This is a genomic window from Halomonas kalidii, from assembly GCF_030010475.1.
Classification (GTDB): domain Bacteria; phylum Pseudomonadota; class Gammaproteobacteria; order Pseudomonadales; family Halomonadaceae; genus Halomonas; species Halomonas heilongjiangensis.
In genome coordinates, this window is sequence record NZ_JASCQN010000032.1 from 270,750 (window position 1) to 287,630 (window position 16,881).

16 protein-coding genes and 1 tRNA gene are annotated in these 16,881 nt (G+C 65.4%); 6 read left to right on the forward strand and 11 right to left on the reverse strand.

Translation table 11 applies throughout. From position 1 onward, the window contains the following. Window positions 1–4 precede the first annotated feature (4 nt). From ctaD to QLQ85_RS09670, 3 genes are all read right to left on the reverse strand, one after another. On the reverse strand, window positions 5–1,636 hold the full coding sequence (ctaD, locus tag QLQ85_RS09660) for a cytochrome c oxidase subunit I (protein ID WP_282738802.1): 1,632 nt from the start codon (window positions 1,634–1,636) through the stop codon (window positions 5–7). Between the two features lie 56 nt (window positions 1,637–1,692). Next, window positions 1,693–2,811 (reverse strand): cytochrome c oxidase subunit II, encoded by a 1,119-nt coding sequence (gene coxB / locus QLQ85_RS09665; protein ID WP_282738803.1) that lies wholly within the window; start codon window positions 2,809–2,811, stop codon window positions 1,693–1,695. 213 nt (window positions 2,812–3,024) lie between these two features. Next, the gene (locus QLQ85_RS09670; protein WP_282738804.1) at window positions 3,025–3,198 is read right to left on the reverse strand and encodes a DUF2970 domain-containing protein; all 174 of its coding nucleotides are present in this window, start codon (window positions 3,196–3,198) and stop codon (window positions 3,025–3,027) included. Between the two features lie 198 nt (window positions 3,199–3,396). Between QLQ85_RS09670 and QLQ85_RS09675 the strand changes: the two genes are divergently transcribed. Beyond that, window positions 3,397–3,756 carry a hypothetical protein gene (locus QLQ85_RS09675; protein WP_282738805.1) on the forward strand — a complete coding sequence of 120 codons (360 nt, stop codon included), beginning with the start codon at window positions 3,397–3,399 and terminating at the stop codon, window positions 3,754–3,756. Window positions 3,757–3,781: 25 nt separating this feature from the next. On the opposite strand, the gene QLQ85_RS09680 is transcribed toward QLQ85_RS09675, so the two are convergent. The 7 genes from QLQ85_RS09680 to QLQ85_RS09710 are packed head-to-tail and all read right to left on the reverse strand — an operon-like array spanning window position 3,782 to window position 9,656. Next, window positions 3,782–4,513, reverse strand: a complete 732-nt coding sequence (locus QLQ85_RS09680; RefSeq protein ID WP_282738806.1) for an LrgB family protein — start codon at window positions 4,511–4,513, stop codon at window positions 3,782–3,784. Next, window positions 4,510–4,866 (reverse strand): CidA/LrgA family protein, encoded by a 357-nt coding sequence (locus tag QLQ85_RS09685; RefSeq protein WP_282738807.1) that lies wholly within the window; start codon window positions 4,864–4,866, stop codon window positions 4,510–4,512. The genes QLQ85_RS09680 and QLQ85_RS09685 overlap by 4 nt, the downstream gene beginning before the upstream one ends. Window positions 4,867–4,888: 22 nt before the next feature. Further along, the gene (locus QLQ85_RS09690; RefSeq protein ID WP_282720625.1) at window positions 4,889–5,206 is read right to left on the reverse strand and encodes a cytochrome C oxidase subunit IV family protein; all 318 of its coding nucleotides are present in this window, start codon (window positions 5,204–5,206) and stop codon (window positions 4,889–4,891) included. A gap of 18 nt (window positions 5,207–5,224) precedes the next feature. Further along, the gene (locus tag QLQ85_RS09695) at window positions 5,225–5,932 is read right to left on the reverse strand and encodes a heme-copper oxidase subunit III family protein (RefSeq protein ID WP_282738808.1); all 708 of its coding nucleotides are present in this window, start codon (window positions 5,930–5,932) and stop codon (window positions 5,225–5,227) included. Window positions 5,933–5,946: 14 nt separating this feature from the next. Beyond that, entirely contained in the window at window positions 5,947–6,606 is a 660-nt protein-coding gene (locus QLQ85_RS09700) for a cytochrome c oxidase subunit 3 (RefSeq protein WP_282738809.1), read from the reverse strand. Then, window positions 6,603–8,366: a cytochrome c oxidase subunit I gene (locus tag QLQ85_RS09705; protein ID WP_282738810.1), complete on the reverse strand. Its 1,764-nt coding sequence runs from the start codon at window positions 8,364–8,366 to the stop codon at window positions 6,603–6,605. The genes QLQ85_RS09700 and QLQ85_RS09705 overlap by 4 nt, the downstream gene beginning before the upstream one ends. A gap of 3 nt (window positions 8,367–8,369) precedes the next feature. After that, window positions 8,370–9,656 (reverse strand): c-type cytochrome, encoded by a 1,287-nt coding sequence (locus QLQ85_RS09710; RefSeq protein ID WP_282738811.1) that lies wholly within the window; start codon window positions 9,654–9,656, stop codon window positions 8,370–8,372. Window positions 9,657–10,015: 359 nt separating this feature from the next. On the opposite strand from QLQ85_RS09710, the gene QLQ85_RS09715 reads away from it, so the two are divergent. Then, window positions 10,016–10,092 (forward strand) — tRNA-Pro (locus QLQ85_RS09715). A 287-nt stretch (window positions 10,093–10,379) separates the two neighbouring features. After that, a complete protein-coding gene (locus tag QLQ85_RS09720) occupies window positions 10,380–10,916 on the forward strand; it encodes a DUF1269 domain-containing protein (RefSeq protein WP_282720630.1) in 537 nt (178 codons plus the stop codon). A gap of 73 nt (window positions 10,917–10,989) precedes the next feature. Here QLQ85_RS09720 and QLQ85_RS09725 read toward each other — a convergent pair whose 3' ends face one another. After that, window positions 10,990–12,417, reverse strand: coding sequence for a sigma-54 interaction domain-containing protein (locus QLQ85_RS09725; RefSeq protein ID WP_282738812.1), 1,428 nt, complete (start codon window positions 12,415–12,417; stop codon window positions 10,990–10,992). 213 nt (window positions 12,418–12,630) lie between these two features. Between QLQ85_RS09725 and speB the strand changes: the two genes are divergently transcribed. The 3 genes from speB to QLQ85_RS09740 all read left to right on the forward strand — a co-directional run bounded on the left by speB (window position 12,631) and on the right by QLQ85_RS09740 (window position 16,712). Then, window positions 12,631–13,581 carry an agmatinase gene (gene speB / locus QLQ85_RS09730; RefSeq protein ID WP_282738813.1) on the forward strand — a complete coding sequence of 317 codons (951 nt, stop codon included), beginning with the start codon at window positions 12,631–12,633 and terminating at the stop codon, window positions 13,579–13,581. Between the two features lie 68 nt (window positions 13,582–13,649). Then, a complete protein-coding gene (locus tag QLQ85_RS09735) occupies window positions 13,650–15,032 on the forward strand; it encodes a YjiH family protein (RefSeq protein ID WP_282738814.1) in 1,383 nt (460 codons plus the stop codon). A gap of 78 nt (window positions 15,033–15,110) precedes the next feature. Beyond that, the gene (locus tag QLQ85_RS09740) at window positions 15,111–16,712 is read left to right on the forward strand and encodes a 5-guanidino-2-oxopentanoate decarboxylase (RefSeq protein ID WP_282738815.1); all 1,602 of its coding nucleotides are present in this window, start codon (window positions 15,111–15,113) and stop codon (window positions 16,710–16,712) included. The last annotated feature ends 169 nt before the right edge of the window (window positions 16,713–16,881 follow it).

Below are 16,881 nucleotides of genomic sequence, written 5' to 3' on the forward strand. Positions count from 1 at the left end.
CACCTCAGTGCAGATGGGGACTGAAGGTGGGTGGCGTCTCGAAGGTGTGCAACGGGGCCGGGCTCGGCACGCTCCACTCCAGGTCCTCGGCCCCATCCCAGGCCTTGGCCGGCGCCTTCTCGCCCCCGCGGACGCAGAGGATCACCACCGCCACGAACACCAGTTGCGACGCGCCGAACATGAAGGCCCCCAGGCTCGACACCAGGTTGAAGTCGGCAAACTGCAGGGCGTAATCGGGGATGCGTCGCGGCATCCCGGCCAGACCCGAGAAGTGCATGGGGAAGAAGGTCAGGTTGACGCCGATCACCGACAGCCAGAAATGCCACTGTGACAGCCGTACGTTGGGATAGTGGCCGGTCCACTTGGGTAGCCAGTAGTAGACCCCGGCCATGATGGCGAACACCGCCCCCGGTACCAGCACGTAGTGGAAGTGCGCCACCACGAAGTAGGTATCGTGATACTGGAAGTCGGCCGGCGCGATCGCCAGCATCAGCCCCGAGAAACCGCCGATGGTGAACAGCACCACGAAGGCCAGGGAGAACAGCATCGGCGGCTCGAAGGTGATCGAGCCGCGAAACAGCGTGGTGATCCAGTTGAACACCTTCACCCCGGTGGGCACGGCGATCAGCATGGTGGTGTACATGAAGAACAGCTCGGCCACCACAGGCAAGCCGACCGCGAACATGTGATGGGCCCAGACCAGGAAGGACAGCAGGGCGATGGAGGCCGTGGCATAGACCATCGAGGCGTAACCGAACAGCGGCTTGCGGGCGAAGGTGGGAATGATCGCCGAGACGATGCCGAAGGCCGGCAGGATCATGATGTACACCTCGGGATGCCCGAAGAACCAGAACAGATGCTGGAAGAGCACCGGGTCGCCGCCGCCGGCGGCACTGAAGAAGCTGGTGCCGAAGTTGATGTCCATCAGCATCATGGTGATGACCCCGGCCAGCACCGGCATCACGGCGATCAACAGGAAGGCGGTGATCAGCCAGGTCCACACGAACAGCGGCATATCCATCATCCGCATGCCCGGGGCACGCATGTTCAGGATGGTGGCCACGATATTGATCGCCCCGAGAATCGAGCTGATACCGGCGATGTGCAGCGAGAGAATGAAGAAGGTGGTGGACGGCGGCGCGAAGGTAGTGGACAGCGGCGCATAGAAGGTCCAGCCGAAGTTGGGCCCGCCCCCCGGCATCAACAGGGTGGAGAGCAGCAGCAGGAAGGCCACCGGCAACAGCCAGAAGCTGAAGTTGTTGAGCCGCGGCAGGGCCATGTCCGGGGCACCGATCTGCAGCGGGATCATCCAGTTGGCCAGCCCCGTGAAGGCCGGCATCACCGCCGCGAAGACCATGATCAGGCCATGCATGGTGGTCATCTGGTTGAAGAACTCGGGATTCACCAGCTGCAGGCCGGGCTGAAACAGCTCGGCGCGCACCACCAGGGCAAAGATGCCGCCGATGAAGAACATGATCAGCGAGAAGATCAGGTAGAGGCTGCCGATCTCCTTGTGGTTGGTGGTCAGCAGCCAGCGCAGCATGCCCCTGGGCGGCGCGTGATGGGCGGCGGCACCGCCGGTGGTGGCAGTGGAGCTGTGTTCAAGGGGTGGCTGCGGGGGTAGCTTGGGCGCCATCGGCACTCTCCTGAATGCGTTGTTCTTGTCCGGAACACGAAATCGCTCGGTCTGCGCTACTGCGCCAGTTGCTCGGCGACGTCTGAAGGCTGCACCGCATCGCCGGTGTCGTTGCCCCAGGCGTTGCGGGTGAAGGTCGCCACGGCAGCGATCTCGACCGGGTTCAGGGTGTTGCGGAAGGACGGCATGGCCGTGCCCGAGACACCGTTGATGATGGTCTGGACATGCCATTCGACGTCGCCGATCAGGCGTTCATTGCCGGCCAGGCTCGGGAAGGCCGGGGGGGCACCCTGGCCCTCGGCCTGGTGGCAGGAGGCGCAGATGCTGCCGTAGACGGCCTCGCCACGCTCCATCAGCTCGTCGAGTTCCCAGTCGCGATCGACGCCCATCGCCTCCTCGGCGGCGGCCTCCTTGCGCTCGGCCAGCCACTCGTCGAACTCCTCGCCCTCCATGGCATGCACCACGATCGGCATGAAGCCGTGGTCCATGCCACACAACTCGGCGCACTGGCCGCGATAGATACCCGGCTCGCTGATGTTCACCCAGTTCTCGTTGATGAAGCCGGGGATGGTGTCCTGCTTGACCGCCAGGTCCGGCACCCACCAGGAGTGAATGACGTCATCCGCCGTCATCAGGAAGCGCACCTTGCGGTTGGTCGGCAGCACCAGGGGCTCATCGACTTCCAGCAGGTAATGCTCGCCACGCGCCTCCTCGCCGCGAATCTGCGCCCGCGGTGTGCCCAGGTTGGAGGTGAAGGCGACGTCTTCTCCGAGGTACTCGTAACGCCAGCGCCACTGCTGCCCGGTGATCATCACGTCGAGTTCGGCGTCGGAGGCATCGTACATCTTCACGAGGGTCGCGGTGGCAGGCACCGCCATGCCCACCAGGATCAGCAGCGGGATCGCCGTCCACAGCACCTCGACGGTGGTGTTCTCGTGGAAATTGTCGGCCTTGGCCCCCCGCGAGCGACGAAAACGAAACAGGGAATAGAACATCACCCCGAAGACCACCACGCCGATGGCTACGCAGATCCAGAAGATCGTCATGTGCAGGGAATAGATCTCGCGACTCAGCTCCGATACCCCGACCGGCATGTTCCAGCCGTTGGCCAGTGCAAGCGGGCTGAGCCCGGCCAGGGTCCAGCACCCCGCCACCCACACGAGCAACGTGCGCATCGGCGCCTCCTTGTCGTCGTTGTTGTCGTCAACCGCCAGGGCTCCAGAGACATCGCCAGGATCGTCGGAGCCATTCTCCTGTTGTTGCCCTTTCTCTTAATTAGATTTATCGAGATCCAGGACGACAAGAGAAAGAGTTACAGGATTCGTCACCCAACATCAATACCATAAATCGTCGACCCCGATGTCAACGCTGCCGCCTCGGGCAGGGGCTCAGCGAGCCGCCAGTGTGGCCACCAGGGCCACCAGCCCTATCAGGACCAGCGTCATGACGATCCCCACGGCGATGAACACGACGGGGCGCCCCGTCTCGAAATCCGCCTGACGCTGCCGCTCCTTCTGTACGCCGAAGAAGGCGGCCAGTACCGACTTGATCACGCTCCACATACCGCTTACTCCTTTTCCCGACCGCCACTCTCATTCTTTGGTCGCAGGCAGGCACCGACACCTTGACCGGCATCATTCGGGCACGCAACACCCTGGCAGGAAGCAGGCAGCGCCCCGGCCGACACCTATACTCTACCCATGGTTCTTCCACCACACGACAGCCATCCGTCACGGCAAGCAGGCAACAGGAGCCCGATCATGAGTCAACGCAAACCGACCTCGCCCACCCCGGCAATGCCGGCGACCGAACCGATGCTGGCATGGTGGCAGCAACAGTGGCTACAGAGTGCCAGCCCCCTGGCCCGCATGCAGCTGGCCTGGATGGAAAGCATCGCCGAGGCCATGCAGTTCGAGGCCCAGTACCTCAAGGCCATGGCGGAAAGCGGCCAACGCATGGCCGAATGCTTCGGCGGCGACGATGCGCCCAGCACCCCGGCCGAGATGCATGAGTGCTACCAGAAACTGGTCAAGGACGTCACCGACGCCCAGATGCAGCGGCTGGAAAAGGCCACCCAGCTCTCCCACGAGTTCCGCGAGCGGGTCTGGGAGGAGCTCTGACTCCGCAGCGCCATCATGTCGGCGATCAGTGGAGCCCGAAGAGGCGCGTCAACATCGGCAGCAGGAAGGCCGTCAGCAGGCCGGTCAGGCCCATGGCGAGCCCCGAGAAGGCACCGGCCACGGCACCGATGCGGGCAAAGGCATGGGCCGTGCCGAAGCCATGGGCCGACAACCCCAGGGTGAAGCCCTGTACCGCCGGATCACGCACCCGCAGCAGGCGGAAGACCCAGGGCGCCAGGGCGCATCCGATGGAGCCGGTCAACAGCACCAGGCCAGCGGCCAGCGAGGGGATCCCGCCGATCTGCTCGGCGATGCCCATGGCGATCGGCGAGGTCACCGAGCGTGGCGCCAGCGACAGCAGGGTCTCGGGGCGTGCCCCCAGCAGCATGGCCAGCCCCAGGGTCGAACCCACGGCGGTGACGATGCCGGCACCACAGGCCAGCAGCAGCGGGACCAGCAGGCGACGCACCCGCTCGCGATGGTCATAGAGCGGAATGGCCAGGGCCACGGTGGCGGGCCCGAGCAGAAAGTGGATGAACTGGGCTCCCTCGAAATAGGTGGGGTAGTCCATGTCCACCAACAGCAGGAAGGCGATCAGCAGAGCAATGGAGAGGATCACCGGATGCAACAGCGATGTGCCACCCAGGGCGCGATTGATCCGCACCGCGGCAATGAAGGCCAGCAGCGTGACCAGCAACGACAGTAGCGGATGCCCGGAGAGATAGACCCACAGCTGATCCACGGCCGCGACCTTCATGGTCGCCCTCCCTGCCGCCGATTCAACCGCTCGAGCAACCAGCCGGTGCCCCCCAGGGTGACGGCCGTGGAAACCACCAGGGTCACCAGGATGGGCCAGAGGTCGAGCCCGATCAGCTCGACATGCACCATCAGCCCGACTCCCGCCGGCACGAACAGCAGCGTCAGGTAGCGCAGCAGCCCCTCACCGGTCATGCGCAGGCTGTCCGGCACCTTGCCGCGGATCATCAGCCCCACCAGCAGGATCACCATGCCGATCACCGGCCCCGGCACGGGCAGGATCAGGCCCCGAGCGACCAGCTCACCGAGGAACTGACAGCTCAGCAGCACGCTCATGCCCATGATCAACGGCACGACCGCCCTCCTCGTCTACCGGTCAGTTGGCGAAGAAGGTCAGGCGCGACACCAGGGTATGATTCGACTCCAGCATCATCAGCCCCATCAGGAACAGCAGCACCCCCGGGGGCACCAGCACGACGCTGATGATGGCCAGTCGCTCCCAGACCATATGCATGAATACCGAGATGATCAGGCCGGCCTTCATCAACATGAACAGCGTGATCAGGGTCCACTTGAGGTAGCCCTCCATGCCCACATAGTCGACCAGGTAGGAGAACACGCTGAGCACGAACAACAGGAACCAGATCCATAGATAGACCCGCAGTGGATGCTGCTGATGCCCTTCACTCGCCATGACGACCTCCCGGGGACGCTACCACAGATAGAAGAACGCGAAGATGAACACCCAGACCAGGTCCACGAAGTGCCAGTACAGGCCGAGGGTCTCGACCATCTCGTAGCGGCCCCTGCGACCGGTGAGAAAACCGGGCCGCTGGTCGTCCAGCGCTCCCCGCACGACCTTGACCGCCATGATCACCAGAAACAGCACCCCGAAGCTCACATGGGTGCCGTGGAAGCCGGTGATCAGGAAGAACGCCGCCCCGAACTGGGCCGTGCCCCAGGGATTCCCCCAGGGCCGAACCCCCTCCTCGATCAGCTTGGTCCATTCGAACGCCTGCATGCCGACGAAGGAGGCCCCGAGCAGCGCGGTCAGGATCAGCAGCATGGCGGTCATGCGGCGATTCTTCTCGTAACCGTACTTGACCGCCAGCGCCATGGTGCCGCTGCTGCTGATCAGGATGAAGGTCATGATCGCGATCAACAGCAAGGGGACATGTTGCCCGCCCACGTTCAGGGCGAAGACCTCGCTGGCATTCGGCCAGGTGTCGGTGGTCGACATGCGCATCGTCATGTAGCCGACCAGGAAACAGGCGAAGATGAAGATATCGCTCAACAGGAAGATCCACATCATCGCCTTGCCCCAGGGGACATCGAAGACCCGTCGGTCCGAGGACCAGTCCGAGACGAGCCCCCTCACCCCCTCGGGCGAGCCGGAACCATGGGTACCAGGATCGGCCATCGCTTGCCCTCCTGTCAGGTCGACAACACCAGCATGAAGAGAATCCCCCACACCACCAGCAGGTAATGCCAGTACAGCGCGCACAGCTCGACGCTGCCGCACAGCCGCTCGGGGGTGGCGCCCCGCCTGAGGCGGAACAGCGTCCTGGCCCAGACGGCCAGGCCGCCCAGCAGGTGCAAGCCATGCAGGGCGGTCAACAGGTAGAAGAAGGCATTGGCCGGGTTGGCCGCCAGGTAGTGGCCCGCCGCGTCGAGCTGCCACCAGACCAGGCCCTGGCCGAGGACGAAGGCGATGCTACAGGCCCCGCCAGCGATCAGGCCGATGCCGAGTTCGCCGCGCCTGCCGTGCCGGGCCGCCCCCCAGGCCCGCTGCAGGGCCACGCTGCCCAGCACCAGCAGCGCGGTGTTGAACCAGAGCAGCCCCGGCGTCGGCGGCGACCGCCAGTCGGCGCCCATGTCCATGCGCATCATGTAGGCGCTGATGGTCAGGGCGAACAGCGATGTCGCCACCGCCAGGAACACCGCCAGCCCCACCCGCGGCGCCGTCACCGCCGCCGGCCGCTCACCGAGCGTGCCGCCCTGCACCTCCCAGGGCCTGACATTGATCGAGTGACTGAACAGCCAGCCACCGAACAGCGCCATCAGCAGCGACAGGAAGACCAGCGAGATGATCATCGGCGCTCCTCGCCCTCGTGGGGGACCGTCTGCGGGATGAAGTCTCGCTCGGCACCGGGCACGCTGTAGTCGTAGGCCCAGCGATAGACCACCGGCAATTCGTCGCCGAAGTTGCCGTGCCGCGGCGGCGTGTGCTCGGTCTGCCACTCCAGGGTCGTCGCCTGCCAGGGGTTGGGGCCCGACTCGCGGCCGCGGAAGTAGCTCCAGGCCAGATTGAAGAGGAACAGTACCTGGGCCAGGGCGACGATGATCGCCGCCACGGTGATCACGCTGTTCATGGTCACCACCGAATCGGGGATGAAGGCCGTCTCGCCATACGCATAGTAGCGACGCGGCACGCCGGCGAAGCCCATGAAGTGCATCGGGAAGTAGATGACATAAGTGCCGAGGAAGGTCACCCAGAAATGCACCTTGCCCAGGCGGTCGTCGAGCATCCGGCCGGTGACCTTGGGGTACCAGTGGTAGATGGCCCCGAAGATCACCAGGATCGGCGCCACGGCCATCACCATATGGAAGTGGCCGACCACGAAATAGGTGTCCGACAACGGCACGTCCACGGTGACGTTGCCGAGAAACAGGCCGCTCAGCCCACCGTTGACGAAGGTGAAGAGGAAACCGATGGCGAACAGCATCGGCACCGACAGCTGGATATTGCCCCGCCACAGGGTCAACACCCAGTTGTAGACCTTGATCGCCGTGGGCACCGCGATGATCAGGGTGGTGGTGGCGAACAGGAAGCCGAAATAGGGGTTCATGCCGCTGACGAACATGTGGTGCGCCCAGACGATGAAGCTCAGCACCCCGATGATGATGATGGCCCAGACCATCATGCGATAGCCGAAGATGTTCTTGCGCGCATGGGTCGCCAGCAGGTCGGAGACGATGCCGAAGGCCGGCAGCGCGACGATATAGACCTCGGGATGGCCGAAGAACCAGAACAGGTGCTGGAAGAGCAGCGGGCTGCCTCCCTCGTGGCTGGACTGCTCACCCAGGCTCTCCATCTCGGGCATGAAGAAGCTGGTGCCCAGCAGCAGGTCGCATATCGTCATCAGCACGGCCACCAGCAGCGCCGGGAAGGCCAGCAGCGCCATCACCGTGGCCATGAAGATCCCCCAGACGGTCAGCGGCAGACGCATCAGCGTCATGCCCCGGGTGCGCGCCTGCAGCACCGTCACCACATAGTTGAGCCCGCCCATGGTGAAGCCGATGATGAACACCGACAACGACACCAGCATCAGCAGGATGCCGCCGTCGACCCCCGGCGTACCCTGGCTGATCACCTGCGGCGGGTACAGCGTCCAGCCGCCCCCCGAGGGGCCCCCGGGCACGAAGAAGCTCGCCACCAGGATCAGCACCGAGGCCAGGTAGAACCAGTAGCTCAGCATGTTGAGGTAGGGAAAGACCATGTCCCGCGCCCCGCACATCAGCGGGATCAGATAGTTGCCGAAGCCTCCCAGCAGCAGGGCGGTGAGCAGATAGACCACCATGATCATGCCGTGCATGGTCACGTACTGCAGGTAGTTGCTCGGGTCGACCAGTGAGAAGGCGTTGGGGAAACCGAGTTGCAGGCGGATCAGGATCGACAGCACCAGGGCCACCAGGCCGATGGCCGTGGCGGTGATGGCGTACTGGATCGCGATGACCTTGGCGTCCTGGCTCCAGATGTACTTGCCGATGAAGGTCCTGGGATGGACGAGTTCCATCTCCTCGATATCGTTCGCGGCTGCATAGGATGCGCTGTCGTGTCCCCGTTCGGCCATCACTCACTCCTCCCCACCGCCAGCCAGCGTATTGATATGGGCGACGACATCGTCGACGGCCCGGTCGTCGACCAGTACCTGCGCCATGTCGACCATCTGGTGGCCATACAGGTCTTCGGCATGGCGACCGCGGATGCCTTCCCGGAAATGCCGCAACTGCCTGGCCAGGTACCAGTCGTGCATGCCCGCCAGACGCGGGGCGTTGGTGGCCTGTATCCCCTGGCCATCGGCGCCGTGACAGGAGCCGCAGGTGCGGTAGAGCCGCGCCCCGCGTTCGGCATCCCCCGATAGGGTGGCCTCGACCGGCTCGTCAGGCAGGGCCTGGACATAGGCGACGAGATCGACGATCGCTTGCCGGTCGGGGAGCTGGGCCGCGAAGGGGCGCATCTGCTGCCCGAAGGTATCCTCCTCATGGGTCCCGCGGGCCCCGGCGCGGAACAGCTCGAGCTGTCGCTCGAGATACCAGGGCTCGAGGCCGACGAGCCTGGGTGCATTCAGATCGGGGTTGCCCTGCCCTTCACTGCCATGGCAGGCGGCGCAGCTGGCGAAGTGGGCCTCCCCGGCCTCGGGGTCCCCCGGCTCCAGGGCCGCGAGTTCGGCATGGGTGGGCTGTTCGGCCAGCCAGTCGTCGAACGCCTCGGGGTCGACGACATCGACCCGACCGCGCATGGCGAAGTGGGCGATGCCGCACAGCTCGGCGCAGCTCACCTCGAACTCACCGAGCTCGGTGGGGGTCAGCCAGAAATAGGTGACCTGGCCCGGCACCATGTCCATCTTGGCGCGGAAGTTGGCCACCTGGAAGTTGTGCAGCACGTCCTTGGAGCGCAGCACCATCTTGACCGGTCGATCGACGGGCAGCACCAGGCGCGGGCTCTGGATCAGCACATCGTCCTGGCCGGCGGCATCGTCGACCATGCCAAAAGGGTTGTCCGGGCCGATGAGGCGAGTCTGCACGGCACCGAAACGGCCGTCCTCACCGGGGAAACGGTAGCTCCAGTGCCACTGCTGCCCGACCACCTCGACCTCGTGGGCATCCTCGGGGACCGAGACGAAGGCACCCCATACCAGCAACCCTGGCGCCAGCAAGGCGGCGATGCCGATCGTCGTCAGGCCGGTGAGCCAGATCTCGAGCTTCTTGTTCTCGGGGTCATAGTGCGACCGCCGCTGCTTGCGGTAGCGATAGCGGATGATGACGTAGGCGAGGAAGAGGTTGACGGCGACGAACACCGCCCCCGTGACCCACATGGTGATATGGATGGTGTCATCGATGGTCCCCCAGTTGGAGGCCAACGGCGTCAGATTCCAGGGACTGATAAAAAAGAACAGAACCGACCCCAGCGCTAACACGATGACAGCAATCGCTATCGCCATTGGCCGCCCCTCCCTTGCACCCCACCGCGCGTTTCGCAAGTGAGTACATTATGGAGTCACTATAGTGACTGCCTCGAAAGCCCGCCAACACCCAGACCGCACGCTGGAAAGCGGCGACCTCTCGCCGAGGGACGCCGGCCCGCCATGGACACCCGAGCCAAGCAATTGAAACTGAAGCGCAAAGAGGGCTTTTCATTTGTCCCGCAACGCGCTAGTATACGCCTCGTTCTCGGGGGCCACTGGCAGCAGCCACCAGCCACCAGTCACCGGAAACGTGTCGGAGCGTGGCGCAGCTTGGTAGCGCGCTGCAATGGGGTTGCAGAGGTCGCAGGTTCGAATCCTGTCGCTCCGACCATGAACATCAAGAGAAACCGCCACTTACGGGTCATGCCGGGTGGCGGTTTTGCGTTGCGGGCCTCCCCGGCTTGCCGATCGCCACTTTATCGACAACCTTAGTAGTGGAGTCCCACCTGCGGTCAAGGCGGCAGCGACCCATCCGATGAGCCGCGGCAGGCATCGCCGCACCATGACGTGTACTTGCTGCCGCTGCAGTGGAGACAGGGAGACGGATGACTGGAAAGGAGCTGGAGGACGTTCGGGCATCCGCCCCGGTTCCTCGGTGTTGCTGGACAGGAGAATAATATGAGTCGCTTGTATTTCTTGACCCCCGACCTGGATACCACCGTCAACATCGCCCATGAACTGAACGACCTCAAGCTGAAGAAGGATGAGGTTCATGTCACGGGCAGAGACTGGAAGCACCTGGAAGAACAGGGAGTGCACAACGCCACCCTGCGCGAAACCTCGGATGTGGTCAATGCCGCGGTGCGTGGCCTCAAGTATGGCATCCCGCTGGGCCTCGTACTGGGTATCGTCGCCTACGTCATCCTGGACAACGCCATCGGCGGTATCAGCTTTGTGCTGCTCATCCTCGGCATGATGGTGTTCGGCGGCCTGTTCGGCATCTGGAGCAGCACCATGATCGGGGTGTCGGTGCACGACGTGAAGGTCGACAAGTACGAGGATGACATCGAGAACGGGGCCTTCCTGATGATGGTGGACGTACCCGCCAATCGCGAGGACGAGATCTATTCGGCGATCCACCGACATCATCCGGAAGTGGTCATCGACAAGGTCACCCGGGATGAACTGAAGCACCACTTGGGAACGGGACGTTAGCCATTGTCCGAAAACTGTCTGCGCTCGGTCACGCGGGTCGAGCGAGGGGACATCGAGCGTGGCACGAGGCGAGTCACGCCCGGTGAATTCGTAACCCGTGCCGCCTGAGCTTGCGCACCACGCTGGGCTGGCTGATCCCGAGACGCTCGGCGATGGCGTAGGTACTGGCCAGCTCCCCGCATGATGTCGCCAGCACCTCACGCTCGACGCGGGACAGGTAATCCGGCAGCGACTCGCCCGGGGCGACCCCCGGCGGCTTTACGGCTGCATCGCCATCGACGCCCCCTCCCGGCCCCATGACCGGTGTCGACACGGCACGCCATGGCGGCGCCTCGATTATGTCGCCGGGCGCCGAGAGCCAGGCCCGCTCCAACCAGTTCTCCAGCTCACGCACATTGCCCGGCCAGTCGCTGCCCATCAGTTCCGACCAGGCGCCGGCGTGCAGCAGCTTCTGCCGGCCGTAGCGCCGGTTGAGGCTCGCCAGGCAGTTTTCCACCAGGGCGGGAATGTCCTCACGTCGCTCGCGCAGTGGTGGCAGCGTCACCGGAATCACATTGAGTCGATAGTAGAGATCGAGCCGGAAGCGCCCCGCCTCCACGTTGCGCGCCAGGTCCTGGTTGGTGGCGACCACCAGTCGGAAGTCCACCCGCCGCGGCCGGGTATCGCCGAGCCGAGTGACGGTTCCATCCTGAATCACCTTGAGCAGCTTGGTCTGCATCAGCAGCGGCAGCTCGCCGATCTCGTCGAGAAACAGCGTGCCCCCCTCGGCCTGCTCGAGCAGCCCCGCCTTGCCCTGCCGCGCCGCGCCGCTGAAGGCGCCGGGCTGGTAGCCGAACATCTCCGACTCGAAGAGGTTCTCGGGAATCGCACCGCAGTTGACCTCGACGAAGGGCCCCTCGCCACGTCGACTCCAGCGATGCAGCTGGCGGGCAAAGGCGGTCTTGCCGACACCGGACTCCCCCAGCATCAGCACCGTGGCGTCCGACGGCGCCACCCGCTTGAGCAACAGCGCCACCTCACGCATCACCCCGCTACGCACCTGGAGCGCCTCGAGGGCGTCATCCAGCCCCCCGTCATCGGTGACCGCTCCGGCATGACTGCGCCTGAGATGCTCGCTGAAGCGCTTCTGCAGCAGGGCGTACTCGTCCTGCAGCAGTTGCAGGTCGGTGAGATCCCGTGAGCGACTGACGATACGCTCGATGCGGCCGTCGACGAACACCGGGTGTGCCTCGGCGATCACCCGGCGCCCGGTGCCGGTCACCTGCATCAGTTGCACCGGCCGCCCGGTGCGCAGCACCTCCAGGCTGATCGATGGCTTGAGCACGCCCCGGGCCTCGAGCTCCTGCACCGTGGCCCGGGTCAGCTCCTCCCGGGACATGCCGTAGACCGCGGCGGCCCCCGGGCTCACGTCGAGTACCCGGCCCTTGCCATCGACGATGAAGAAATGGTCGTTGGCCGTCTCGATGATGGTCTGGAGCACACGGCTGTCGATATGGTCCATCCGGTTCCCCCTCCTGGCCCGCCGGCGATTCACTTATGCATCAACAATACATCATTGCATCACATAACGGGGCCTAATGATGCAATAACGCATCGCCTGGATAAAAACCTCCATGAAATCGGCAGGTTAAAATATGGCACACCCTATGCACGGCAGTCTGGACTCGTCTTCGAGCACCCATACCCCGACAGGGCGATATCAGAGGAGACCCCGATGCATCACTACAACCAACCCCTCGGCGGCAACGAGATGCCCCGCTTCGGCGGCCCGGCCACCATGATGCGCCTGCCCGCCCGACCGAGCGCCGAGGGCCTGGATGCCGCCTTCATTGGCGTGCCCCTGGACATCGGCACCTCCAACCGCCCCGGCACCCGGCTGGGGCCACGCCAGATCCGCGACGAGTCGCGCATGCTGCGGCCCTACAACATGGCGACCCGGGCGGCCCCCTTCGACAGCCTGCAGGTGGCCGACATCGGCGACGTGCCGATCAATACCTTTCATCTGCCGAAGAGCATCGACATCATCACCGCCTTCTACGCCGAGGTGCTCGGCCATGGCTGCACCCCGCTCACGCTCGGCGGCGAGCACACCATCACCCTGCCGATCCTGCGTGCCATCGCCGCAACGCACGGCCCCGTGGGGCTGATCCACATCGACGCCCATGCCGACGTCAACGACCAGATGTTCGGCGAACCCATCGCGCATGGCACGCCCTTCCGCCGCGCCCAGGAGGAAGGCCTGCTGGCCGGGAACAAGGTGGTGCAGATCGGCCTGCGCGGCACCGGCTATTCCGCCGAGGACTTCGACTGGTGTCGCCAACAGGGCTTTCGCGTGGTGACCGCCGAGCAGTGCTGGTACACGTCGCTGGCCCCGCTGATGGCCGAAGTCCGCGAGCAGATGGGCGACACCCCGGTCTACATCTCCTTCGACATCGACGGCCTCGATCCCTCGGTGGCCCCCGGTACCGGCACCGTGGAGATGGGCGGCCTGACCTCGGCCCAGGGCCTGGAGATCGTGCGGGGCGCCACCGGCCTGAACATCGTCGGTGGTGACCTGGTCGAGGTCTCGCCACCCTACGATCCCAGCGGCAACACCGCGCTGATGGGCGCCACCCTGCTCTACGAGATGCTCTGCGTCCTGCCCGGCGTCCAGCACCGCGACTGAACTCGCCGACGGTCGTCCTCGATCGCATCGATCCATCGCCAACGACAACAATCCGTGGGGTATCCCCTATGTCCGCTCTCGAATCCACCGGCAACGACGCCGCCCGTGACCGCGGCTTCCATCGCCGCGATCTCTTCAAGTTCCTGATCCCCTCGCTGATCGGGGTCAGCCTGTTCCTGGTCCCGTTCCAGGTCGGCGACACCATCAACATCGGCATGGGCCTGATGGCCGACGGCCTCAAGGCGCTGCTCGACGGCGCCCTGCCGGCCATCGCGGTATTCGTGCTCTGTCTTTCGGTCGTGGCGACGCTCTATATCAAGGTGGCCCGCCCGGCCTGGGCCGAGCACGGCGTGATGCGCGACATGTTCCACGTCGGCCCGGTGTGGTTGGGCATGCGCCTGCTCGGTGCCATCTTCGCGCTGATGACCTTCTTCCAGGTCGGCCCCGAGTTCGTCACCGCCTCCTTCACCGGCGGGGTGATGCTCAATGACCTGGCCCCGGTGCTGCTGACCTTCTTCTTCTTCGCCGCCCTGCTGCTGCCCTTCCTGGTCGAGTTCGGCTTCATGGAATTCATCGGCAGCCTGGTGCGCAAGCCGTTTCGGGTCATCTTCAACCTGCCGGGGCGCAGCGCCATCGACGCCACCGCCTCCTGGATGGGCTCGGGCACCGTCGGTGTGCTGATCACCACCCAGCAGTACGAGACGGGCTTCTACAATCGCCGCGAGGCCGCGGTGATCGCCACCAACTTCTCCATCGTGTCGATCGCCTTCAGCCTGTTGATCACCAGCTTCGTCGATCTCAACCACATGTTCGTCCAGTTCTACTTCACCGTGGTGGTGGCCGGCCTGATCGCCGCCGTGATCGTGCCGCGGCTGCCGCCGCTGTCGCGCAAGCCCGACAGCTACTACGAGCCGGTGGGTTGCCAGCTCGCCGAGAAGCGCACCGAGGAGGTGGGACTGCTGCGCTACAGCCTGCTGCAGGCGGTACGCCGTGCCGAGAAGGCCCCGGGCCCCCGGGAGCTGGCACGCAATGCCCTGTTCAACGTCGCCGACATCTTCCTCGCCCTGCTGCCGCTGGTGTTCGCCATCGGCACCGTGGCGCTGATACTAGCCGAGTTCACGCCGCTGTTCACCTGGCTCTCCTACCCCATGGTGCCGGTGCTCGAGCTGCTGCGCATTCCCGAGGCCGAGGCGGCCGCCCCGGCCACCCTGGTGGGCTTCGCCGACATGTTCCTGCCGGCGGTACTGGCGACCAACATCGAGAGCGAACTGACCCGCTTCGTGATCGCCTGCCTGTCGCTGACCCAGTTGATCTACATGTCGGAGATCGGCGCCCTGCTGCTCAAGTCGAAGATTCCGATCAAGCTGTGGGAGCTGGTGGCGATCTTCCTGCTGCGCACCGCCATCACCCTGCCGATCATCGCCTTCATGGCCCATGCGTTCTTCTTCTAATGCCGCGAGCAATGGGCTTCGAGCCTCGAGCAGTTCGTGGTTCGCAGCCCGCCGCTCATAGCCCAAAGGGGTTAACCAATGACTTGTGCCCAGTTGCTGTTGCGCCTGTTACGCGATACCTATGGCGTGGATACCGTCTTCGGCATCCCCGGGGTGCACACCGTCGCGCTCTATCGCGGCCTCACCGGCGGCGGGCTACGTCACGTCACCCCGCGCCACGAGCAGGGCGCCGGCTTCATGGCCGACGGCTATGCCCGCGCCACCGGCAGGCCCGGGGTCTGCCTGATCATCACCGGCCCCGGGATGACCAACATCGCCACCGCCATGGGCCAGGCGCTGGCCGACTCGGTGCCCATGCTGGTGATCTCCAGCGTCAACCGCCGCGACACCCTGGGGCGCGGCCAGGGCCGACTGCATGAGCTGGCAAGCCAGCAGCAGCTGATGGCCGGGGTCTCGCGCTTCAGTCACACCCTGCTCGACCCGGCTGCCCTGCCCGAGGTGCTGGCCCGCGCCTTCGCCGTCTTCCAGGGCCAGCGTCCGGGGCCGGTTCACATCGAGATCCCCATCGACCTCTTCGACGCCCCGGCCCCCCCACCCACCACTTGGCAGGCGCCGAGGCTGTACCGGCCGGTACCGGACCCCGAGGGCCTGACGACGGCCGCCCAGTGGCTGCGCGAGGCCCAGCGCCCCCTGGTGCTGCTCGGCGGCGGCTGCGTGGCCGCCCCCGAGGCGGCCCGCGAGCTGGTCACCCGGCTCGACGCGCCCACCGCCACCACCATCAACGCCAAGGGCCTGCTGGGCCGAGACCATCCCCTGGACCTGGGGGCCAACGCCAGCCTGCCCGCGGTGCGCGAGCTGGCCCGTGAGGCCGATGCGATCCTCGCCGTGGGTACCGAGCTCGGCGAGACCGACTACGACGTGGTGTTCGACGACGGTTTCGACCTCAGCGGGCGGCTGATCCGCATCGATGTGGACGCCCAGCAGCTGGTCCGCAACCAGACGGTCAGCCTCGGCCTGGTGGGCGATGCCGGTCGCAGCCTCGAGCAACTGCTCGCGTACTTCCCCGCCCCCCTCGCCCGCGGCGGGCGCGAGCGCACCGCCCGGGTGCTGGCCGCCCTCGGCCTGCCCCATGACCCGGCCCTTGCCCCCTTCGTGCCGCTCTACGCCGCGCTCGAGGAAGCCCTGCCCGAGGCGATCCTGGTCGGCGACTCCACCGCCCCGGTCTATGCCGGCAATCACCTGGTCGCGCAACCGGCGCCGCGGCGCTACTTCAACGCTTCGACCGGCTACGGCACCCTCGGCTACGGGCTGCCGGCCGCGCTCGGCGCCCAGCTCGGACAGCCGGCGCTGCCGGTGGTCGCCCTAGTCGGCGACGGCGGGGTGATGTTCACCCTTTCGGAGCTCGCCACCGCCGTGGAGGAGCGCCTGCCGGTGGTGATCCTGCTGTGGCACAACCAGGGCTATGAGGAGATCCGTCGCTACATGGACGCCCACGGCGTCGAGCGGCTCGGCGTCGATATCCAGGCCCCGGACTTCCAGGCCGTGGCCGCCGGCTTCGGCTGCCTGGCGACCCGGGTCGGCAGCTCCACCGAACTGGCCCGCGCCCTGGCCGCCCGCCCCACGGATGGCCCCCTGCTGATCGAGGTGGATGCCCACGCCTGGCAGCGAGCTATCGATTAACCAACCACTCGGCGAGCGGCACCAGGAGGACGGTAAAGCGAAGGTCCTTTTCCAGGGAAGGAAAAGGTAGCGTCCAGGGAGGGATTCACAGCGCCTTCGCGGCACCGTTCCCCTGGGAAAGCCGCGGTTCCCAGCCACAACGGGAGTCTTGCTCCCCTGGCCTGATGAA